The sequence below is a fragment of the Microbacterium halimionae genome, assembly GCF_011761265.1.
In the GTDB taxonomy this organism is placed as follows: Bacteria; Actinomycetota; Actinomycetes; order Actinomycetales; family Microbacteriaceae; genus Microbacterium; species Microbacterium halimionae.
The window spans coordinates 234,797-255,645 of sequence record NZ_JAAOZB010000001.1 but is presented as its reverse complement, the minus strand read 5'-3'; the positions used below and the strand labels follow the sequence as shown (position 1 = coordinate 255,645).

The 20,849-nt window shown below is 63.0% G+C and carries 18 protein-coding genes; 10 read left to right on the top strand and 8 right to left on the bottom strand.

The features are described 5' to 3' along the window. Positions 1 to 60: 60 nt before the first annotated feature. The 6 genes from FHS06_RS01170 (at position 61) to rocD (ending at position 7,003) form a co-directional block, all read left to right on the top strand. Positions 61 to 990, top strand: a complete 930-nt coding sequence (locus FHS06_RS01170) for a carbohydrate ABC transporter permease (RefSeq protein WP_167044346.1) — start codon at positions 61 to 63, stop codon at positions 988 to 990. Further along, complete coding sequence (locus tag FHS06_RS01165; RefSeq protein WP_167044343.1) at positions 990 to 1,925, top strand: carbohydrate ABC transporter permease; 936 nt, start codon at positions 990 to 992, stop codon at positions 1,923 to 1,925. Before FHS06_RS01170 ends, FHS06_RS01165 begins: the two co-directional genes overlap by 1 nt. A gap of 43 nt (positions 1,926 to 1,968) precedes the next feature. Then, the gene (arfA, locus tag FHS06_RS01160; protein ID WP_167044339.1) at positions 1,969 to 3,480 is read left to right on the top strand and encodes an arabinosylfuranosidase ArfA; all 1,512 of its coding nucleotides are present in this window, start codon (positions 1,969 to 1,971) and stop codon (positions 3,478 to 3,480) included. A gap of 48 nt (positions 3,481 to 3,528) precedes the next feature. Continuing rightward, entirely contained in the window at positions 3,529 to 4,782 is a 1,254-nt protein-coding gene (locus FHS06_RS01155; RefSeq protein WP_167044336.1) for a D-arabinono-1,4-lactone oxidase, read from the top strand. Between the two features lie 149 nt (positions 4,783 to 4,931). Beyond that, positions 4,932 to 5,783: a dimethylargininase gene (ddaH, locus tag FHS06_RS01150; RefSeq protein WP_167044333.1), complete on the top strand. Its 852-nt coding sequence runs from the start codon at positions 4,932 to 4,934 to the stop codon at positions 5,781 to 5,783. Next, positions 5,780 to 7,003, top strand: coding sequence for an ornithine--oxo-acid transaminase (rocD, locus tag FHS06_RS01145; protein ID WP_167044330.1), 1,224 nt, complete (start codon positions 5,780 to 5,782; stop codon positions 7,001 to 7,003). The genes ddaH and rocD overlap by 4 nt, the downstream gene beginning before the upstream one ends. Positions 7,004 to 7,123: 120 nt before the next feature. Here rocD and FHS06_RS01140 read toward each other — a convergent pair whose 3' ends face one another. Next, positions 7,124 to 8,656 (bottom strand): molybdopterin-dependent oxidoreductase, encoded by a 1,533-nt coding sequence (locus FHS06_RS01140; protein ID WP_167044326.1) that lies wholly within the window; start codon positions 8,654 to 8,656, stop codon positions 7,124 to 7,126. Between the two features lie 99 nt (positions 8,657 to 8,755). Between FHS06_RS01140 and FHS06_RS01135 the strand changes: the two genes are divergently transcribed. The 3 genes from FHS06_RS01135 to FHS06_RS01125 are packed head-to-tail and all read left to right on the top strand — an operon-like array spanning position 8,756 to position 12,242. After that, complete coding sequence (locus tag FHS06_RS01135; protein ID WP_167044323.1) at positions 8,756 to 10,474, top strand: circularly permuted type 2 ATP-grasp protein; 1,719 nt, start codon at positions 8,756 to 8,758, stop codon at positions 10,472 to 10,474. After that, entirely contained in the window at positions 10,468 to 11,400 is a 933-nt protein-coding gene (locus tag FHS06_RS01130; protein WP_167044320.1) for an alpha-E domain-containing protein, read from the top strand. Before FHS06_RS01135 ends, FHS06_RS01130 begins: the two co-directional genes overlap by 7 nt. Continuing rightward, positions 11,397 to 12,242 (top strand): transglutaminase family protein, encoded by an 846-nt coding sequence (locus tag FHS06_RS01125; RefSeq protein WP_167044317.1) that lies wholly within the window; start codon positions 11,397 to 11,399, stop codon positions 12,240 to 12,242. The genes FHS06_RS01130 and FHS06_RS01125 overlap by 4 nt, the downstream gene beginning before the upstream one ends. 148 nt (positions 12,243 to 12,390) lie before the next feature. Here FHS06_RS01125 and FHS06_RS01120 read toward each other — a convergent pair whose 3' ends face one another. Further along, positions 12,391 to 13,062, bottom strand: a complete 672-nt coding sequence (locus FHS06_RS01120) for a DUF1345 domain-containing protein (RefSeq protein ID WP_167044314.1) — start codon at positions 13,060 to 13,062, stop codon at positions 12,391 to 12,393. A gap of 123 nt (positions 13,063 to 13,185) precedes the next feature. Between FHS06_RS01120 and FHS06_RS01115 the strand changes: the two genes are divergently transcribed. Beyond that, entirely contained in the window at positions 13,186 to 13,752 is a 567-nt protein-coding gene (locus FHS06_RS01115; RefSeq protein WP_167044311.1) for an OsmC family protein, read from the top strand. Here the strand turns inward: FHS06_RS01115 and FHS06_RS01110 are convergent, their stop codons facing one another. From FHS06_RS01110 to FHS06_RS01085, 6 genes are all read right to left on the bottom strand, one after another. Beyond that, the gene (locus FHS06_RS01110; RefSeq protein ID WP_167044308.1) at positions 13,753 to 15,186 is read right to left on the bottom strand and encodes a rhamnulokinase; all 1,434 of its coding nucleotides are present in this window, start codon (positions 15,184 to 15,186) and stop codon (positions 13,753 to 13,755) included. Beyond that, the gene (locus FHS06_RS01105; RefSeq protein ID WP_167044305.1) at positions 15,183 to 17,219 is read right to left on the bottom strand and encodes a bifunctional aldolase/short-chain dehydrogenase; all 2,037 of its coding nucleotides are present in this window, start codon (positions 17,217 to 17,219) and stop codon (positions 15,183 to 15,185) included. The genes FHS06_RS01110 and FHS06_RS01105 overlap by 4 nt, the downstream gene beginning before the upstream one ends. Further along, a complete protein-coding gene (locus FHS06_RS01100) occupies positions 17,216 to 18,052 on the bottom strand; it encodes an alpha/beta hydrolase (RefSeq protein ID WP_167044302.1) in 837 nt (278 codons plus the stop codon). The genes FHS06_RS01105 and FHS06_RS01100 overlap by 4 nt, the downstream gene beginning before the upstream one ends. Before the next feature lie 5 nt (positions 18,053 to 18,057). Continuing rightward, entirely contained in the window at positions 18,058 to 19,224 is a 1,167-nt protein-coding gene (rhaI, locus tag FHS06_RS01095; protein WP_167044299.1) for an L-rhamnose isomerase, read from the bottom strand. Next, on the bottom strand, positions 19,221 to 19,598 hold the full coding sequence (locus FHS06_RS01090; RefSeq protein WP_167044296.1) for an L-rhamnose mutarotase: 378 nt from the start codon (positions 19,596 to 19,598) through the stop codon (positions 19,221 to 19,223). Before FHS06_RS01090 ends, rhaI begins: the two co-directional genes overlap by 4 nt. 105 nt (positions 19,599 to 19,703) lie before the next feature. Continuing rightward, positions 19,704 to 20,717: a LacI family DNA-binding transcriptional regulator gene (locus FHS06_RS01085; protein WP_167044293.1), complete on the bottom strand. Its 1,014-nt coding sequence runs from the start codon at positions 20,715 to 20,717 to the stop codon at positions 19,704 to 19,706. Positions 20,718 to 20,849 lie beyond the last annotated feature (132 nt).

Genomic DNA, 20,849 nt, shown 5'->3' with positions numbered 1-20,849 from the left:
GGGTCGGGTACGCCCGGCCCACCCCCCGACCCGCGACCGTGATATCGAAATGAGAATCGCATGACTTCCGCAGCGACCCTCGGCACTGCAGCTCCCCGCGAACGGCGTGTCAGTGGTATTCAAAAACGTCAACGTGTTGGTTGGCTTTTCATAACGCCATTCCTCATTATTTTTGCCGCATTTCTCGTTTTTCCGCTGGCGTACGCATTCGGGATGAGCCTTTTCAGCTCGACGTTGGCCACGGGGACGAAGTTCGTCGGTGTCGACAACTATGTGAAGGCATTCACCGATCCGCTCTTTCTCGGCGGTATGGGGCGGGTAGCCCTTTACGGGATCGTCATGATTCCCGCTCAGCTGCTTGTCGCACTCGTCGCAGCGCTCGTGCTCGACACGCTCGCGACGCGACTGGCAAAAGTTTCTCGGCTGTTGATCTTCGCGCCGTACGCGATTCCGGTTGTTATCGGAGCGCTGATGTGGAGCTTTTTGTACAGCCCACGGTTCGGGCCAGCCGGGACGATTTTCGGCATATTCGGAATGGATGCGCCGAACTTTCTTTCATCGGATTCGATTTTCTACAGTCTTGTGAACATCGTCACGTGGCAGTGGGCCGGTTACTACATGATCGTGATCTATGCCGCGCTCCGCGCGATCGATCCAGCGCTCTACGAGGCAGCTCGTATCGACGGTGCAACTGGCTGGCAAATCGCGACGCGCATCAAGATCCCCATGATCTCGTCGTCGATGACGATGGTGATCACGTTCGCTCTCATCGGAACGCTGCAGTTCTTCACCGAGCCGACGGTACTTCGAAGCATTGCGTCCGGCGCGCTTCCTCCCGACTACACCCCCAATATGTACGCGTATGCGCTGGCGTTTAGCTATAGCCAGTTCAACTACGCGTCAACAATCGCCTTCTCTCTCGGCATTCTCGTGTTCATTGGGTCGTTTGGATTTTTGTTCCTCACCCGCAAGCAGAACGGATTGAAGTGATGTCTGCTCCTGCGCAGAGCTCTACCGACCACGCGCCACACACGACTGTTACCGGCATGCCATCGCGCCGCAACCGCGGGGCGGGTCGGCCGCACGGCCAGCGTCGTATCGGGTCGCACGTCCTCCTCATCATCCTTTCGTTGTACTTCGTCATCCCCATTTGGTGGCTTCTCGTCGCGTCGACGAAGAGCACGGGTGGGTTGTTCTCGAGCCCCGCCTTTTGGTTCGACGACCCGATGAGTTTCTTCGCGAATATCGCGGGCTTGTTCGAGCATCAGGGCGGAATCTACTGGCGGTGGCTCGGCAACTCCTTCCTCTACGCGTTCGCCGGAGGCGTGGGGGCGACCATCGTGGCGGTACTGGCGGGCTACGGCTTTGCGAAGTACTCCTTCAAAGGGCGCGGCTTCGTCTTCGGAATGATTCTCGGGTCGGTAATGGTGCCGTTGACTGCTCTCGTGATCCCGACTTTCATGCTGTTGAGCCAATACGGGCTGATCAACACCCCGTGGGCGGTGATCTTGCCGTCGCTTCTTAACCCCTTTGGCGTTTACCTCATGCGGGTATACGCGCAAGATGCAATTCCAGACGAGCTCATGGAGGCGGCACGCATAGATGGAGCTGGCGAGTGGCGCACGTTCCGCACCATTGTGGTGCCGTTGCTCAGGCCTGCCATCGTCACGGTGTTGCTTTTGGCCGTTGTCACGACCTGGAACAACTTCTTCCTTCCGCTCGCAGTTCTCACCGACCCTAATCTCCTGCCAGTAACGGTAGGCCTCAACCGGTGGCTTGCCCTCTCAAACGCAGGCGCTGGCGGCGAGCAGGTGTGGAATCTCATCACCTCGGGTGCATTCATCTCCGTCGTGCCGTTGCTGCTGTCGTTCCTGTTCCTCCAGCGCTACTGGCAGGGCGGCTTGGCAATCGGCGCCGTCAAATAAAGCCGTCAAATCAACCTTGGTCCCTCAGAAAGAAAGCACAGCTATGCCATCCGCACACGTGACAGTCGACCCGCATTTTTCAATCGGCGCTATCCGTCGCCGCTTGTTCGGCGGATTCGTCGAACACCTTGGTCGTCATATCTACGACGGAATCTACGAACCTGGTCACCCGTCCGCTGACGCCGACGGGTTCCGTACCGACGTCATCGAGCTCGTCAAGGAGCTTGGTGTATCGATGATTCGCTACCCCGGAGGCAATTTCGTCTCTGGTTTTCGCTGGGAAGACAGCGTGGGGCCGGTTGAAGACCGGGCTCGTCGACTTGATCTCGCGTGGCACTCCACGGAGACGAACGAGGTGGGGTTGCATGAGTTTTCGTCGTGGCTCGAGAAAGTGGGGAGCGACCTCATGATGGCCGTGAACCTTGGAACCCGCGGCACGCTGGAGGCTATCGATCTGCTGGAGTATTCCAACATCCCATCGGGTACGACACTGTCCCAGCGGCGCATCGACAACGGTCGCGAAGAACCGTTCGACGTAAAGGTGTGGTGCCTCGGAAACGAGATGGATGGGCCCTGGCAGCTTGGCCACCGCAACGCGGAAGACTACGGCAAGGTCGCTGCACGCACGGCGAAAGGACTTCGCCAATTGGATCCGTCGATCGAGCTCGTAGTATGCGGGTCCTCAAGTGCGCACATGCCGACATTCGGTGAGTGGGAGCGCGTGGTTCTCAACCACACCTATGACGACGTTGACATGATTTCGTGCCACGCGTATTACGAAGAACGCGAGGGAGATCTCGACAGCTTTCTTGCTTCCGCCGTTGATATGGACAAATTCATCGAGACTGTCGTTGCGACCGCAGACCACGTCAAAGCGGTCAAGGGTAGCGACAAACAGATCGATATCTCGTTCGATGAGTGGAACGTCTGGTATATCGAGCGTTACCACGGCGTCGACAAGATCGAAGGAATCGACAACTGGCCTGTTGCGCCTCGCATTCTCGAGGACGTGTATTCAGTGGCCGACGCTGTCGTGTTCGGCAACCTCATGATCTCGTTGTTGAAGCACGCCGACCGCGTCGCCAGCGCTTCGCTCGCTCAGCTCGTCAACGTGATCGCACCGATCATGACAGAGCCCGGCGGTCCGGCATGGCGGCAGACGACGTTCTATCCCTTCTCACTCACGTCACGCCTCGCGCGCGGCGATGCTTTGCAGTTGAAACTCGATGCGCCGACCTATAGGACGAAACAGTACGGGGAAGTGCCGCTCGTGGATGCCGTCGCCACGCACGACCCAGCGGACGGTGCAAGCGCCGTTTTTCTCGTCAACCGCAGCACCAGCGAGAGCATCGACGTGACGGTCGACATCAGTGCGCTCGGAGATGTCGCGCTACAGGAATCGCACACGCTCACTGACAGTGACGTGTACGCCAAGAACACACTCGATGAGCCCACTCGGGTCGCGCCGCAGCCAAACGATACGGCGCGGATATCCGAAAACGCACTGACGGTGACTCTGCCGCCGGTGTCGTGGACGGCCCTGGCGCTGGGATAACGGCATCCGCTGTCGTCACCACGGGAGCGGGTGTGGTGGAGTGAACGCATGACGAGTGAACGGGCAGGCACACAGCGCAACTGGGCGGGGAACGTGACGTATTCGACGACGAACGTCGAAATGCCAGCGAGTGAGGCAGAACTCATCGGGGTGATCACGGGATCGGGCCGCGTGCGCGCGCTTGGTAGCAGGCACTCCTTCAATGACCTCGCGGATACCGAGGACGTGCTCGTATCGCTCGCGGGTATGCCGCGCACCGTCGAGGTCGCTGATGGCGTAGCCCGAGTGTCAGCGGGCCTGCGATACGGTGATTTCGTCGAAGCGCTCCACGCCGACGGTTCGGCCCTGACCAATCTCGCCTCCTTGCCGCATATTTCTGCGGGTGGTGCGGTGCAAACGGGAACCCACGGCTCGGGCGACCGAATCGGTTCGCTCGCAAACCAGGTGCGGGCGCTCGAAATGCTCACCGCCAGCGGTGAGCGCGTGCGCTTAGAACGCGGTGACGACGACTTCGACGGCGCGGTTGTGGCGCTCGGCGCGCTCGGCATCGTGACCCACCTCGAGCTCGCTGTTGAACCGACCTACGACATCGCGCAGCGAGTGTTCGACGGTGGGCGATGGGATGCTATCGCTGCAGCGCTCGAGGATGTGACTTCTGCCGGAGACAGCGTCAGCATCTTCACGACGTGGCAAAGCGCGGATGATGTCGACAACGTGTGGGTGAAGTCTCGTGTCGATCGCGCCCGCCCCGACCTCGGTTTCATCGGGGCAGTCGAGGCGGAGAGCTCGCGGCATCCGATTCCCGAGATTGACTCGACTCCCACGACGACCCAGATCGGGATCCCGGGGCCGTGGTACGACCGTCTGCCGCACTTTCGGCTCGACTTCACACCGTCGGTCGGCGACGAACTGCAGAGCGAATACATCGTCGATCGAGCGGATGCCATCGAAGCAATCGCCGCGCTTCGTGCGATGGCGCCCCGCATCGCGCCGCTCCTGCACGTCTGCGAAGTGCGAACCGTCGCGGCAGACACCCTGTGGCTGAGCGGGGCATTCGGACGGGATTCGGTGTGCTTTCACTTCACGTGGCATCGGGATGAGGCATCCGTTCGGACGCTTTTGACTGACATCGAAGCTGCTCTTCCTCTCTCGGCGCGGCCGCACTGGGGTAAGGTCTTCACGCTCGAAGGCGCGGCCGTTCGCGAACGCTATCCGCGGTGGGATGCCTTCGCCACACTCCGCGCAAAATACGACCCGGACGGTCGCTTCGACAACGCGTACCTGCAGCGGCTCTTTAGCTAGGACGACGGTCGCACGCGCGCAAGACAACTCGGAGACGCACGTGCGACAATGAGACCCGGCGTGCCCGGTCGTTGGCTTTATTCAGCTCCACTCTTATTCAGCTCCGCCGGGCCCAGGGACAGCGTCCGCCACCTTCCTGAAGGAGCAGAATGTCCAGCACCCCCACGCGCATCGCGCACAAGCGTTCTTATCTCATGTGCCGTCCCGAGCACTTCACGGTGAGCTACAGCATCAACCCGTGGATGGAGCCGTCGAACCCGACCGACACCGCCAAGGCTGTTGCGCAGTGGCAGACACTGTACGACGCGTATGTCGCTCTCGGACACGATGTGCACCTCATCGACCCGATCGATGGCCTCCCCGACATGGTGTACACCGCAAACGGCGGGTTCATCATCAACGGCACCGCGTACGGCGTGAAATTTCGCGTGGACGAGCGCCAGGGCGAGGCGCAGCCGTTCATGGATTGGTTCGCGCAGTACGGCTACGACGTCGTACCCCCGGTCGAGGTCAACGAGGGCGAGGGCGACTTCCTCCTCGTCGGCGACACGATCCTTGCCGGCACCGGATTCCGTTCCGACGGCACCAGCCACGGCGAGCTTGCCACCATCTTCGACCGCGAGGTCGTGAGCCTCACCCTCACCGACCCGCGCTTCTATCACCTCGACACCGCCATCGCGGTGCTTGACCCGATACAGGGCGAAGGCGGCGTCGACCACGCCAACATCGCGTACCTTCCGTTGGCTTTCGACGCGGCATCCCGCGCGATCTTGGAGGAGCGCTACCCGGACGCGATCCTCGTCTCGGAGGCCGACGGCGACGTTTTCGGACTCAACTCTGCAAGCGACGGATACAACGTCTTTATCTCCCCCCGCGCGAAGGGATTCGAAGCGCAACTGCGCGAGCGCGGATACAACCCGGTGCTCATTGATTTGTCCGAGCTGCTGCTCGGCGGCGGTGGAATCAAGTGCTGCACCCTGGAACTAAGAGGACGCTCATGACCAGCCCCACTCTCGATACCCAGACCATCCGCATCATCGCGGGCGAAGACGCACACCTCGCGCGCAACTACTCGCCGCTGCCCGTCGTAATTGCTCGCGGCGAAGGCGTGTGGGTCACTGACGTCGAAGGAAAGCGATACCTCGACCTACTGTCGGCATACTCGGCGTTGAACTTTGGCCACCTGCATCCGGCGATCGTTGCTGCGGCCACCGAGCAGCTTGGCCGCCTGACGCTCACGAGCCGCGCTTTTCACAATGACCGACTCGGCGCCTTCGCGAGTGCTCTTGCCGATCTGTGTAAGAAAGACCTCGTCCTGCCGATGAACACCGGCGCCGAAGCAGTCGAGACCGGCATCAAGGTGGCGCGTGCGTGGGCATACCGCGTCAAAGGCGTCAAGACGGATGCCGCGAACATCGTTGTCGCTCATGGAAACTTCCACGGCCGCACAACCACGATCGTCGGCTTCAGCGACGACGAATCCGCACGCGACGGGTTCGGGCCTTTTGCGCCGGGCTTCCGCTCGGTGCCCTTCGGCGACGCCGCCGCGATCGACGCTGCGATCGACGAAAATACGGCCGCGGTCTTGATCGAGCCCATCCAGGGCGAAGCGGGAGTCATCCTGCCACCCAAGGGCTACCTGCAGGCAGTGCGTGACATCTGCACCGACCGTGGTGTGCTCTTCATCGCCGATGAGATTCAGTCGGGGCTTGGCCGCGTCGGCGAGACGTTCGCGTGCGACCGTGACGGCGTTGTGCCTGACGTCTACCTGCTCGGCAAGGCACTCGGCGGCGGCATCATGCCGCTGTCAGCCGTTGTCGCCAACAGCGACATCTTGGGTGTCATCAAGCCGGGCGAGCACGGCTCAACCTTCGGCGGAAACCCGCTTGCTGCGGCCGTGGGCGAGCGCGTTGTTGAGATGCTCGCAACAGGTGAGTTCCAAGACCGTTCGCGCGCTCTGGGCGAGCACCTTTCGGAGCGCCTTGAGGCTCTCGTTGGTGACGGCGTGACTGCCGTCCGCGTTGCGGGCCTGTGGGCGGGCATCGATATCGACCCCGCTCGCGGCACTGGTCGCGAGATCGCTGAGCGGCTCGTCCACCGTGGCGTGCTCGTGAAAGACACGCACGGCCAGACGATTCGCATCGCGCCGCCGCTCGTCATCCGTGGCACCGAGATCGATTGGGCCATCGAGCAGCTGAAGCTCGTTCTCGAGGCCGAGTAACTCGGGCTCGCGCCTGCCCGCCCGCTACGGTCGGCCAGCGGGAGGGGATCTGCCGGGGGGAGTGCGGATTGCGCGCAAATCTCCGCCGCTCGGCAGATCTCCTCCGGCCGGCGCGCAGCGCTAGCGCACGGTGACGCTGATTCGGTCCCAGCCGCTTGAGCCGTCGGGCGCGGGTGGGGCTTCCTGCTCGGTCTGCACTTCACCGTTGGCGTTCGTTGCGCGACAGCGGATGCTGTGATCGCCAGCTTTCGCGGACCACGGCATGCTCCACTGCACCCAGGTGTCGTCCGAGATAGCTGTGGCAAGAGTCGCCTGCTGCCAGGGGCCGTCGTCGATCTGAACTTCGACAGCCGAAATTCCGGTGTGCTGTTGCCAGGCAAAGCCCGCGATCACGGCGTCTCCGGCGGCCACATTGTTTCCCGACTGCGGCACGTTGATGCGCGATGCGATCTTGATCGGGCCACGCTCAGACCACCCGCGGTCGGTCCAGTAGGCCGTGGCATCCGCAAATCTTGTCACCTCGAGATCGACGACCCATTTCGTCGCGGAGACATAGCCGTAGAGGCCGGGAACGACCATGCGCACCGGAAAGCCATGCTCGGCTGGGAGGGGCTCACCGTTCATGCCGACGGCGAGGATCGCGTTTCGATCGTCAGTGAGGGCTTCGAGCGGGCTGGATGCCGTAAACCCATCGATCGACGTCGACAACACCATGTCGGCGCCCGCCTGGGGCCCGGCTTTCGCAAGTAGTTCGCGCAGCGGGTACCCGAGCCACAACGCGTTGCCGACGAGGGATCCGCCCACTTCGTTTGAGACGCACATCAGCGTCGTCACGCTCTCTTCGAGCGGAAGCGCGACGAGTTCGTCCCACGTGAGGGTAACTTCATTGTCGACGAGCCCGTGTATGCGAAGGCTCCAGTCGGCGACGGCGACATCGGGCACGATGAGCGCGGTATCGATCCGGTAAAAGTCAGCGTTCGGCGTGACGACGGGCGGAAGGCCCCCGATCGAAAGCTCGGCCCCGGCAGGGATCGGCGCCGCCTTCACCGCGGCAGCGGGCAGCTTCAGTGCTCGACGAGCCGCATCTGCCGCTTGGCTACTGACACGGAGCGCGGTTCCTCCGGCAGCAGTTGCGATACCGATGAGCGTTGCCGCCCCGCTCCAGACCAAGAAGTCACGGCGGTTCGACCCCGTTTTGGCGGCCACCTCGTCGTCGGCGCGAGCGGCAAAGCGCCGCACGAGGATGCCTACCGCGAGTGCTGCGGCGCCGCCGGCGACAGCAGCCGGCAGCCACGAGAGCCCGCTGGCGCCCGCTCTGGTGATTGCAGCGATGATGCCGACAATGCCGAGGGCCACAGCAGCAATTCGGCCCACCGGCGAGCGCCAGCGTTCGAGAAGACCAATACCTGCGCCCACGAAAAGCAGAACGATCAGGATGCCGATGACCAACGCGACCTTGTCGGCAGTGCCGAAGAGCGTAATTGCGGTGTCTTTCGCCCACGCCGGCGCACCGTCGATGAGAGCGCCACCGACGACTGCGACCGGGCTCGATGCCGGAATCAGGATGCCGGCGACGAGCTCGCCGAGGCCCACTCCGAAGACGACTGCGACAACTCCGGATGCTGCGGCCTGGGCTCTAGGGCGTGAGTTCACAAACGAAGCCTACGTGTCGCAAATCGTTATCGGGCCGCGGAATGTCAACCCTTTCCTGTGGAAACATTGTGGCAACACTGCCCCGGCTAGGGTGTACCCATGGGAGACCTATTCGACGGGTACGGATCCAAAGCCTCGCAACGAAAGACGGCTGAAGGCCTGCCCGCCTTCGATGAGATGTTCGGGGGCCCTCCCCGCTCGGCATCTCTCGACGGCTCACGGCACGCCTATAAAGAGCTGCATCAAGCGCTGGCACGCATGACTCAGGAAGAGTTGCGGGGGCGCACCGAAGCTCTGGCCAGTTCGTATCTCGCACAGGGTGTGACATTCGATTTTGCTGGTGAGGAACGGCCGTTCCCGCTCGACGCAGTGCCGCGCGTTATCGCCTATGACGAGTGGGCAGAAGTCGAGCGCGGTATCAAGCAGCGCGTTCGTGCGTTGGAAGCGTTCCTCGACGATATTTACGGGCGTCAGAACTGCGTGCGTGACGGTGTGATCCCCGCGCAGCTCGTCGCGTCATCCCAGTATTTCTACCGGCAGGCCTACGGCATCCACTCCGCTAATGGTGTGCGCATTCAGGTGTCAGGCATCGACCTGATTCGTGACGAGCATGGCAAAATGCGCGTGCTTGAAGACAACGTGCGGGTGCCGTCAGGCGTCAGCTACGTCATATCCAACCGCCGAGTGATGGCGCAAACTCTCCCAGAGCTCTTTGTTTCGATGGCGGTGCGCCCAGTGGGCGAGTACCCGAACAAGTTGCTCGCGTCGCTTCGCGCTTCGGCGCCTTCGGGCATCGAAGACCCCAATATCGTCGTCCTCACCCCGGGCGTCTACAACTCGGCTTACTTCGAGCACACACTGCTCGCACGCCTCATGGGCGTAGAACTCGTCGAGGGTCGCGACCTTTTCTGCATGGGCGGCAAAGTCTTCATGCGCACAACCCGAGGCCCCCGCCGGGTTGACGTGATCTATCGCCGGGTCGATGACGACTTCCTCGATCCGCTCCAGTTCCGCGCCGACTCGATGCTCGGGGCCCCCGGCCTCATGCTTGCCGCTCGCCTCGGCAACGTCACGATCGCCAACGCGGTGGGTAACGGCGTCGCTGACGACAAGCTGCTCTATACCTACACCCCCGATCTCATCCGCTATTACCTGTCGGAAGAGCCGATCATCCCCATCGTCGATACCTGGCGCCTTGAAGACCCGGGTGCACTCGAAGAGGTTCTTGACCGGCTCGACGAGCTCGTCGTGAAACCTGTTGACGGTTCCGGCGGCAAGGGTCTGGTTGTCGGTCCCGACGCCTCGCCCTCAGAACTCGACGAACTACGAAAGCGTCTCATTGCTGATCCCCGCGGGTGGATCGCGCAACCAGTCGTCATGCTTTCGACAATCCCTACGCTCGTCGAAGATGGGATGCAACCCCGTCACGCCGACTTGCGCCCCTTCGCTGTCAACGACGGTGATGACATCTGGGTGCTGCCCGGCGGTCTCACCCGTGTCGCGCTCCCCGAGGGCCAGCTGGTCGTCAACTCGAGCCAGGGCGGCGGATCGAAAGATACCTGGGTCGTCGGCGGCGCGGCTCCCGGCCACGTCGAATATGGCCCAGGCCACGGCATGGCAGAACTCGTCGCCGACCAGGCATCGGGGATGACCGAGGCGATCTCAGTCATCACGGAAGACATGCTCGCGTCCGAACGGGATCCGAAAGCGCCCGAAGCGGGGCCTGGCGTCTCGCACTCGCCTAAGGAGGGCGATCGCCCGCAGGTTGAGCAACAGCAGCAACAGCAGTCGCGATCGAAGGACGGTGAGTCATGCTGAGCCGCATCGCAGAATCCCTGTTCTGGATCGGTCGCTACATCGAGCGCAGCGATGGCACTGCCCGCATCCTTGATGTGCACCTTCAGCTGCTGCTCGAAGACCAGTGGATCGATGAAGACACAGCGTGCCGTTCTTTGCTGACAGTCATGGGGTCAAAGCCACCGGCTGGGCTGAAAAAAGTGACGCGCCAAGATGTGCTCGATCTTCTGGCGGTTGATCGCACTAACTCTTCGAGCATCGTCTACTCGATGACAGCGGCCAGAGAGAACGCGCGGCGCGCTCGCGAGATCGTGTCGACCGAGCTCTGGGAGTGCCTCAACACCAACAACGCGCGGATGCCGCGGCGCCTCTCCACCGACAAAGTCCACGACTTCTTCCAGTGGGTGCGTGAACGCACAGCGCTCGCCGTTGGCATCGTTGATTCGTCGACGAGCCGCGACGAAGCGTGGCAGTTCTTCACTCTCGGCCGCAGTATCGAGCGTGCTGACATGACGGCACGCCTTTTGGCAACGCGCTCACTGACCGAAGTCTCGGGCCCGTCATGGACCACGATTCTTCGCTCCTGCGCAGCGTACGAGCCGTACCTTCGCACCTACCGGGGCATGCCGAGTGCGCAGAACGCCGCGGAGTTCTTGCTCCTTGATCGGCTCTTCCCTCGATCGATCATTTACTCGATTGCCCAAGCCGAGGAGTGCATGAGGGCGATCGATCCGCGGGCTGACCGTGTTGGTCACTCTAACCAGGTGCAGCGGGCCCTCGGACGTATCCGCAACGACCTTGAGTACCGGCCTGTCAGCGAGATTCTCGATGACCTCCCGGGAGAAATGCTCCGCGTGCAGACAGTGACGCGCGAGGCATCTGAAGCTATTCGAGGCAGGTTCTTCCCCACGCAAGCCGAACCCAGCTGGATGGGAGAGATTTCATGAAGCGTCTCAGGATCGAACACGAAACCGGGTTCTCGTATCAGGGCGAGGTATCGGCGTCGTATAACGAAGCGCGGATGCTGCCGGGTACCACCGACAGTCAGTTCGTGCTGAGTTCTTCGCTTGATATTGAGCCCTCGACATCGGTCAATTCCTACGTTGATTACTTCGGCACGAGAGTATCGGCCTTCGATGTACTTTCGCGTCACACCGATTTGAAGATCACCGCACGGTCGCTCGTTGAAGTGCGGCCCCGGCCGATCGAACACTCCGACATTTCGTGGGACCGTTTGAAGCGCGAGGCCGCACGGACAATCGAAACTGTCGAACAGATGGTGCAGAGTGCGCGCACGGCGCCGCACCCCGAGGTCGTCGAGATCGCTAAGTCGATTGCCGCGCGCCACACCGACCCGAGTCGTGCAGCTCACGACATCGCGATGGCGATCGGGGATGCCGTCGAGTACGTCACGGGCGTCACCGGTGTGCACTCTACGGGCGCTGAAGCGTGGGAGGCCCGGAAAGGTGTGTGCCAGGACCTCGCGCACATCGTGATCGGAGCTCTCCGCGCCGTCGGCGTTCCGGCCCGATATGTCTCGGGATACCTCCACCCGAAGCCTCAAGCCGAGGTTGGAGTTGCCGTCGAGGGCGAATCGCACGCGTGGGTGGAGTGGTTCTCCGGCGAATGGCAGGGCTTCGACCCGACCAACAACATCGAGATCGGCGACCGCCACGTGCTGGTCGGCCGCGCACGCGACTACAACGACGTGCCACCGCTCCGAGGCGTCTACGGCGGAACGTTCAAGGGCGGACTCAACGTGAACGTCACGATCACCCGCGAAGCGTAGGCCCAGCGGCCCTCCCCGCTGGACACCCGGCTTACCGATGTCTCACTTATTCAGCTAAACGCGTCCGCGTTGCTGAATAAGTGAGACATCGGGCACGGAAAGGGATGCGACCGGGATGGCTGCCGGGGGGAGGGTAAACGGGGGAGGGTCAGCTGATGATTGTGTTGACCGCGAGCACGATGATGAGCGCGTTGAGGAAGAAGCCGATCACCGTGTGCCACATGACGATCCAACGCATCGACGTCGTGCGCACCTCGACATCGGACACCGAAAATGCCGTGCCGCACGTGAACGAGAAGTACAAGAAGTCGACGAGGCGAGGATGCTCCGTTGCCGGAAAACGCAGGGGCTTTTCGATCGCCGCGTTATAGCGACGCTGGTAGACGCGAGTAAAACCCCAGTGGAAGAGCGCCCACGAGAGCAACATCGCCCATACGGCGACGACCTTGACCGTGCCAGCCCAGTCCGGATCATCGCGGAACAGAATGAGCACCGCGGCCGCCCAGAGACCCATTGAGCTCGCCGTCAGGTTGGCGATTGTCGTAATCCATCGCACCGCAGGCCACTGGTCGAGCGCATCAGCAACTGTGCTTTCGCGGGGTACAGGATGCTCCACCGTCCAGGCAGAAATTGCGACAGTCGCCACCCAATAGATGCTGCCAACGGAACACCACAGGAAGAGCCATCCGACAACGGCCTCGGCGCTGGCATCCCCCAACAAGAAGAGCGAACCAATAGCGATGAGTAGGACTTGCACCGCGATGTCGGCGACCCGTAGGGCGATCACTAGCGCGCCCGTGTGGCGCCGGCGTGTGGGCATATGCCCATCGTAGGGGTGAGCTTTCGATGACGTTACGTGTCAGAAAGTGACGTCATGTATCGGCGTGCGACCCTGTGTTACTGCATGAGTGCGCCGATGTCGGGGGGCGTCTAGGTTCACCGCATGACGATTCTCACTTCAGACACAGACCCGCGAACTTCGAACACGTCCTTCGACTCCGATGAGCGTGCCCGCCGCCTCGATGCCGCAGCATCCGCGTGGGGAAACCGCATCGACGCTGACCGCACTTCTGCCCACTTGACCTACCGCGTGCGTGGCACCGGTGAGGGTTCCGTCGCAACGCGCGTGCGCGCTGGTGCGCACGAGTTCTCAATTGACGAGCCCACGGCGCTCGCAGGTGACGACGCAGCCGCAAGCCCCGTCGAGATTGCACTCGGCGCGATCGCTGCGTGTCAGGTTGTCGTCTTTCGCCTGTACTCCCACGCCCTTGGCATTCCGTTTGACGACATCGATGTGACGGCCGAGGGTGACTTGGATGCCGCCCGCCTTTTCGGCAAGGACGATTCGGTGCGCGCGGGTTTCAGCGCCGTGCGGGTGGCAATCGAACTTTCCGGATCGGAGTCGCTCGAGCGCTACGAGGAACTACGTGCGGTTGTTGACGCACACTGCCCCGTCCTTGACCTGTTCGCCAACCCGACGGAAGTGACGACCAGTGTCAGCAAGGGATGATCATGAGGTGCGTGGCGCGAACCTTCGTGGTGCGTGAGTGCGTGCGACGAGGTCGCGCAAAGACTCGAGCGAACCGCTGATGATTCCGGCTGCGCGCGCCTGCACAAGCACATTTCCGAGCGCTGTTGCCTCGACGGGGCCTGCAAGCACAGGCATTCCCGCGCGGTCAGCAGTCCGCTGGCACAGCAGTTCGTTGAGTGACCCGCCACCGACGATATGAATTGTTCGCACGTCAACGCCGCCGAGGCGGCCCGCCTCGAGTGCCGCGTCGGCGAAAGCCTGCGCGAGCGATTCGACGATGCTGCGCGCATACTCGGCGCGCGTGCGAGGAGGTGTTGTGTCGTGCTCCGCGAACCACTGATCGATCCGGCCGGGCATGTCGCCCGGCGCGAGAAAACGCGGGTCGTTGACGTCGAAGACGGGGATCGGGCCCGACACCTCTTCAGCCGAGTCGAGCAGGGTCGGCAGATCGATCGTGTGGCCGGCGCGCTCCCACGTGCGAACTGCCTCGCTGAGCACCCACAGTCCCATCACGTTGTGAAGTAGTCGCACTCGACCGTCCACGCCGCCTTCGTTCGTGAAGTTTGCAGCGAGCGCTTCCGGTGTGAGCACTGGGCGCGCCACCTCGACCCCGACGAGACCCCAGGTTCCGCACGAGATGTAGGCCGCGGCATCCGCTTGCATCGGTACAGCAACCACAGCGGATGCCGTGTCGTGCGATCCGATCGCGGTCACAGCAGCGTCTGGCCGGGCGCCGAGCGCTGCCGCGACTTCGGGCAGCAGCGCGCCCAGCGTCTCACCCGGTGCGATGAGGGGCGGAAGAATGCCCCGGGGCAGACCGAGCCGCGCAATGAGGGCGTCGTCCCAGTGACGGTCGAGCGCGCGCAGCAGGCCCGTCGTTGAAGCGTTCGTCACTTCGGCGCGCGCGACACCCGTGAGCCAAAACCCGAGGAGGTCGGGAATCAGCAAAGCTGTGTCGGCGAAGTTCAGCAGTTCCGATGGCTCCGCCGCGAGCTGATAGAGCGTGTTGAAGGGCAGGAACTGCAGGCCGTTGCGCTCGAACAGTTCACTGTGCGGCAGGAGCGCGTGTACGGCATCGACGCCCGCCGCGGTGCGCTCATCGCGGTAGTGGAAGGGGTCGCCGAGCATGCGCCCATCGCGGAGCAACCCGTAGTCGACTGCCCATGAATCGATGCCGATGCTGGTGATTTCCGGCGCGACCCGGAACGCTTCTCGGAGCCCGGCAGTGGCCGCTCCGTAGAGCCCGAGAATGTTCCAGTGCAACCCGTCGGAGGTGCGCACGGGGTCGTTCGGGAATCTGGCGACCTGTGTCATATCGAGTGTGTCTGCCCCGACGTGCCCCACGATGACGCGGCCGCTGGTTGCGCCGAGATCTACCGCGGCAACAGCGCCGGCGGCCGCGTCACGGCTCATCGGAGGAACGCGGCGGCAACGCCGGAGTCGACGGGAATGTGGAGGCCCGTTGTGCGAGTCAGCTCGGGGCCCGTCAGCACGAAGACAGCATCGGCGACGTTCTCGGGCACGACTTCGCGCTTCAAGATCGTGCGGTTGGCGTAGTACTGACCGAGGTCTTCTTCGTTGACGCCGTAGGTCGCGGCGCGGTTGGCGCCCCAGCCGGCGGCGAAGATTCCGGATCCGCGTACAACGCCATCGGGGTTGATGCCGTTGACGCGCACACCGTAGGCACCGAGCTCAACAGCGAGCAGGCGCACCTGGTGCGCCTGGTCAGCCTTGGTTGCCGAGTAGGCGATGTTGTTGGGACCGGCGAACACCGAGTTCTTCGACGAGATGTAGATGACGTCGCCGCCCATGCCCTGCTCGATGAGTGCTTTCGCCGCCGCACGCGAGACGAGGAACGAACCCTTGGCCATCACGTCATGCTGCAGGTCCCAGTCTTTCTCTGTGGTTTCAAGCAGCGGTTTAGACAGCGAGAGCCCAGCGTTGTTGACGACGAGGTCGATGCCGCCGAAGGCGAGCACCGTTGCGTCAATGGCCGCCTGCACACCGTCGGCGTCGGCAACGTTCGCGGCGACGCCGATCGCGACATCGCTGCCGCCGAGTTCGGATGCCACGGCCTGTGCCTTTTCGAGGTCGAGGTCTGCGACAACGACACACGCGCCTTCGGCCGCCAGGCGAGTGGCGATGGCCTTACCGATACCGCTGGCGGCGCCTGTCACGAACGCGATGCGCCCCTGGTGGGACTTGGGCTTCGGCATCCGCTGCAGCTTTGCCTCTTCGAGAGCCCAATATTCGATGCGGAACTTCTCGGCATCGGAGATGGGCGCATAGGTCGAGAGCGCCTCGGCGCCGCGCATGACGTTGATGGCGTTGACGTAGAACTCGCCCGCAACGCGAGCGGTCTGCTTGTTGGCACCGTACGAGAACATGCCGACACCAGGCACGAGCACAATGAGCGGGTCAGCACCACGGATGGCGGGCGAATCGGCTGTCGCGTGGGCGTCGTAGTAGGCCTGGTAGTCGGCGCGGTACGCCTCATGCAGCTCTTTCAACCGCGCGATCTGCTCGTCGATCGTCGCGCTCGCCGGAAGATCGAGCACCATCGGCTTGACCTTCGTGCGGAGGAAATGATCGGGGCAGCTCGTGCCGAGAGCCGAAAGCTGAGCGAGCTTTTCGCTCGCGAGAAAGTCGAGCACAACGTCGCTGTCGGTGAAGTGGCCGACCATCGGCTTGTCGGTCGAGGCGAGTCCACGGATGGTGGGGGCAAGAGCTGCAGCGCGTGTACGACGGTCGGCCTCGGTCAAAGCCTCGAAGCCTGTGACAACCCCGCCGAACGGCTGCGCTTTGCCGTGCTCAGCGATATATGCCGTTGCGGTATCGATGATCCAGAGCGAGTTGGTCTCGGCTTCGTCTGAGCTGTCGCCCCACGCGGTAATGCCGTGGCCGCCGAGAATGCATCCGAGGGCCTCCGGGTTCTGTGCCTTGATTTCGGCGATGTCGAGACCGAGCTGGAACCCGGGCCGACGCCACGGCACCCACACGACCTTCTCGCCAAAGATCTTTTCCGTGAGAGCTGGGCCATCGGCGGCCGTCGCGATCGCGATGCCCGCATCGGGGTGCAGGTGATCGACGTGTGCTGCATCAACAAGACCGTGCATCGCAGTATCGATCGAGGGCGCCGCACCGCCCTTGCCGTGCAGGCAGTAGTCGAAGGCCGCAACCATTTCGTCTTCGCGGTCGAGGCCCGGGTAAACGTCGACAAGGGCGCGCATGCGGTCAAGTCGCAGCACCGCGAGGCCCTTTTCGGTGAGGGTGCCCAGGTCGCCGCCCGAACCCTTCACCCACATGAGTTCGACATCTTGACCCGTCACCGGGTCGGTCGCGATGCCCTTGGCCGATGTGTTGCCGCCGGCGTAGTTGGTGGTCTTCGGGTCAGCGCCCAGACGATTACTCCGCGCGATGAGGTCAGCAGCTGCCGGGTTGGTCATGACATGTCCTTCGTGGTTTCAGTTCGGGGGAGAAAATCGGGGAGCGCCGCAAGAGCTGCGGCAATACGGGTAAGAGAAGCGGATGCCGCAGTCTCGGCGGGCCGGTTGAGGTGACCGTGGGTCGTGCCCGGCTCGCTCGAAACGTCAACGGAAACGCCCGCGCGCTGCAGGGTCGCAGCGAACACTTCGCCCGACACTCGCAGTTCGTCAACATCGCCGTTGATCATGAGGGTCGGCGGGAAGCCCATCACTTCTTCGGGCAGCGCTATGCCGGGAACGACATATAGCGGGGCTTCATCGACGGGGCCGCCAACGAAGCCTTCGTACATTTCGCGGACGACGGTCCGGTCGAACCGATCAGCGACCGGGTCAGCGTCGAGCGCAGCGCGAAGATCAGCACCCGGCGCCGGCTGTACGGCGAGCAGGGTTGGGTAGGCCAAGACGGCAAGGGCTGCGCGTACCGGAGCGCCGTCGTGGAGAAGGCGAAGCGTTGCACCAGTCACGAGGTTCGCGCCGGCGCTTGCTCCGCCGATAGCAAGTTTTCCCACTTCGATTCCGAGCGTGGGTGCGTTCGACACCGCCCATGACCACGCGGTCACGATGTCATCGGACGGCGCCGGGTAGCGGCATCCGGGGCCGACCAGCCGGTAGTCGACGGAGATGACAGTTGTTCCCGTTGCCGCGAGCGTCTCAGCGACAGCATGAGCTTCGGGCATGTCGAGGTCGCCGTGGGCGAAACCACCGCCGTGCGCCCAAACGAGGCCAGCCCCGGTGGGTGCGTCTGCGGGATATACCCGCACCAGCCCATCGGCCGCGGCGAAGGGAACTGCCATGATGCCTACGCGCCCCAACCGGCCTGTGTGCCGCCGACGCGTTCAGCTTCGATCTTCTCTTGGTAGCCGCTGGCTGCAAACGCTGCCATCGGATCTGCGGGAAGACCGCGCGATTCGCGCCACTCGGCGAGTGCTGGCCGCACGTCGGTTGAGAAGGCATCCATGAACACGGCGTTGGCCGCAAGTACATCGTTCGCGGCCTGCGCTGCAGCGAGAGCGTCACCGTCGACGAGTAGTGCGCGCGCCGTCATCTCTTGCACGTTGAGCACCGAGCGAATCTGACCCGGAATCTTCTTCTCGATGTTGTGGCACTGGTCGAGCATGAAAGCGACATCGGGGTTGTTGAGTCCGCGACCACGAATGACCTCGAAAATGATGCGGAACAGCTGGAACGGGTCGGCGGCGCCCACAATCAGGTCGTCGTCGGCGTAGAAACGAGAGTTGAAATCGAACGAACCGAGCTTGCCGAGGCGAAGGAGCTGCATCACGATGAACTCGATGTTCGTGCCCGGTGCGTGGTGCCCAGTGTCGAGGCACACGAGCGCCTTGTCGCCGAGCGCCGCCACCTGCACGTACGACGTACCCCAGTCGGGAACATCGGTGTGGTAGAACGACGGTTCGAAGAACTTGTACTCGAGCACGAGGCGCTGGTCTTCGCCGAGCGCCGCGTAGATTTCGGTGAGGGAGTCGTGCAGGCGGTCCTGGCGGGCACGCATGTCGGCCTGGCCCGGGTAATTCGAGCCCTCCGCGAGCCAGATCTTGAGGTCGCGCGAGCCGGTAGCTCCCATGATGTCGATGCACTCGATGTGGTGAGCGATTGCCTTCCGGCGGATGCGGTCGTCCGCATGTGTCAGGGCGCCGAACTTGTAGTCGTCGTCTTGGAACGTGTTCGAGTTGATGGTTCCGAGGCTCACGCCGAGGTCTTCCGCGTAGCGGCGGAGGGCGGCGTAGTCATCGACCTTGTCCCACGGAATGTGGAGCGCGACCGACGGGGCAAGCGCTGTTACACGGTTGACCTCTGCGGCATCCGCGATCTTTTCTTGCGGGGTGCGTGGGGTGCCCTCGGTCGCGAATACTTTGAAGCGCGTACCGGAGTTGCCGAACGCCCAGCTGGGGAGCTCGATGCTTTGGCCCGCGAGGGCGGCTTGGATGTCGGACGTCAAAATACTCATGGTGTCGTGCTCTCGTTCGTAGCGGATGCCGTCAGCTGATCGTGAAGATTGAAAACTTCGGTAAGCGGGGTTGCGGCCTGGTCGGGGCGGCCATGTAGGCCAACGAAGAATCGGGCCATCTCGGCTTCCCACCGCGCGGCGATAGGAGACGCTGCAAGGTAGGCCTGAGCTGCCGCATCGTCATCGGTTTCGTAATAGCCGATGAGGGTCGCGCCAGCGCCGAGAAAAAGCGAGTAGTTGCGCCGGCCGGATGCTGCAATCTCGGCGAGCATTTCGGGCCATACCGGGCTGTGGCGGGCGAGGTATTCGTCGAGGCGTGCCGGATCGATCTGCAACTGAAAGCACACGCGTGAAGGCTGCTTGGCACTCGTCATCGAGTAACTCCTTCGTCGAAGGTGAATCATTTTGGTACGCTGTGAATCGTTTCATAATGTACCTGACGACGGTCAACCATGCAACCCTGCGTCACGCGGGTGCCGCTAGTTCGTGCCGCCGGAAGACGCCCGCACCACGAGCTCCGGTTGAAAGCGCACGTGCTGCGGCACTGAGCCCGCTGACGTGCCCTCTGACTGAGAAAGGAGCAGATCGACGGCAGTTGCGCCGAGAAGCCGAGCGGGCTGGCGAATAGAGCTCAGCGGCACAACAGTCGCTGCCGCGAAATCGATGTCGTCGTAGCCGATGAGTGCAATGTCTTCGGGCACGCGCACCTGGGAGAGCAGCGTAAATGCCTGCAGCACGCCGACGGCGAGCAGGTCGTTGGCGGCGAAGACAGCATCGGGGCGGTCGCCCGCTGAGCGCGCGACAAGCTGTTCGCCCGCGGCGCGGCCCTGTAGAACCGTCAAAGCTGGCATCTCGACGATCTCGAGCGTGGCATCCGGGTACTCGGCGACAGCTCGGCGTGCACCCTCGAGTCGCTCAGCAACCTGCGGCACGCCGAGGGGTCCGGCAAGAAAGAGCAATCGGCGTCGGCCCGATTCGAGCAGGTGAGCCGCCGCAAGCGCCCCGCCTTCGACGTCATCGACAGTCACAGAGCAGAATTCGTCGCCACCATCGCGGTCGACAAGCACAACGGGAACTCCCGCGTCTCGCAGTGTCCGAAGATCGGCGAGTTGATCGTCGGTGGGCGTAATGAGTACGCCGTTGACGCGCTGTTCCCGAAAAAGCTCGAGATAGGCGCGCTCGCGCTCGGCGTTTTCATCGCTGTTGCCCACGAGCACCGTGAGACCCGATGCTGCGGCTTGATTTTCTGCACCTCGGGCGACATCAGCGAAGAAGGGGTTCGAGACATCGAGTACAACGAGCCCGATGCTGCGAGACCTGCCCGCCCGCAGTTGGCGGGCGGCGTCGTTTCGCACGAAGCCGAGTTGGTTGATCGCTTGCATAACGCGCTCGACGACTTCGGGTGAGACCTTTTCGGGGCGGTTGAGCACGTTCGACACTGTGCCAACCGAGACGGATGCCGCGGCTGCGACGTCTTTCACACTCACCGCCATAACAACCTATTTCTCTCCGGGAGCACAGTTCGGCGCCTGTCGGAAGTGTAGAGCACCGCGTTTTGCGGGCCCGTTCCCGGTGGGCACGTGCCCAGCCGCCGACTTGCCCGATTTTGTGGGTGGCGGCGCGAA

Coding starts and splice junctions, on each gene's coding strand:
- FHS06_RS01170 (WP_167044346.1), top strand. CDS start 61: ATGACTTCCGCAGCGACCCTCGGCACTGCAGCTCCCCGCGAACGGCGT.
- FHS06_RS01165 (WP_167044343.1), top strand. CDS start 990: ATGTCTGCTCCTGCGCAGAGCTCTACCGACCACGCGCCACACACGACT.
- arfA (WP_167044339.1), top strand. CDS start 1,969: ATGCCATCCGCACACGTGACAGTCGACCCGCATTTTTCAATCGGCGCT.
- FHS06_RS01155 (WP_167044336.1), top strand. CDS start 3,529: ATGACGAGTGAACGGGCAGGCACACAGCGCAACTGGGCGGGGAACGTG.
- ddaH (WP_167044333.1), top strand. CDS start 4,932: ATGTCCAGCACCCCCACGCGCATCGCGCACAAGCGTTCTTATCTCATG.
- rocD (WP_167044330.1), top strand. CDS start 5,780: ATGACCAGCCCCACTCTCGATACCCAGACCATCCGCATCATCGCGGGC.
- FHS06_RS01135 (WP_167044323.1), top strand. CDS start 8,756: ATGGGAGACCTATTCGACGGGTACGGATCCAAAGCCTCGCAACGAAAG.
- FHS06_RS01130 (WP_167044320.1), top strand. CDS start 10,468: ATGCTGAGCCGCATCGCAGAATCCCTGTTCTGGATCGGTCGCTACATC.
- FHS06_RS01125 (WP_167044317.1), top strand. CDS start 11,397: ATGAAGCGTCTCAGGATCGAACACGAAACCGGGTTCTCGTATCAGGGC.
- FHS06_RS01120 (WP_167044314.1), bottom strand. CDS start 13,062: ATGCCCACACGCCGGCGCCACACGGGCGCGCTAGTGATCGCCCTACGG.
- FHS06_RS01115 (WP_167044311.1), top strand. CDS start 13,186: ATGACGATTCTCACTTCAGACACAGACCCGCGAACTTCGAACACGTCC.
- FHS06_RS01110 (WP_167044308.1), bottom strand. CDS start 15,186: ATGAGCCGTGACGCGGCCGCCGGCGCTGTTGCCGCGGTAGATCTCGGC.
- FHS06_RS01105 (WP_167044305.1), bottom strand. CDS start 17,219: ATGACCAACCCGGCAGCTGCTGACCTCATCGCGCGGAGTAATCGTCTG.
- FHS06_RS01100 (WP_167044302.1), bottom strand. CDS start 18,052: ATGGCAGTTCCCTTCGCCGCGGCCGATGGGCTGGTGCGGGTATATCCC.
- rhaI (WP_167044299.1), bottom strand. CDS start 19,224: ATGAGTATTTTGACGTCCGACATCCAAGCCGCCCTCGCGGGCCAAAGC.
- FHS06_RS01090 (WP_167044296.1), bottom strand. CDS start 19,598: ATGACGAGTGCCAAGCAGCCTTCACGCGTGTGCTTTCAGTTGCAGATC.
- FHS06_RS01085 (WP_167044293.1), bottom strand. CDS start 20,717: ATGGCGGTGAGTGTGAAAGACGTCGCAGCCGCGGCATCCGTCTCGGTT.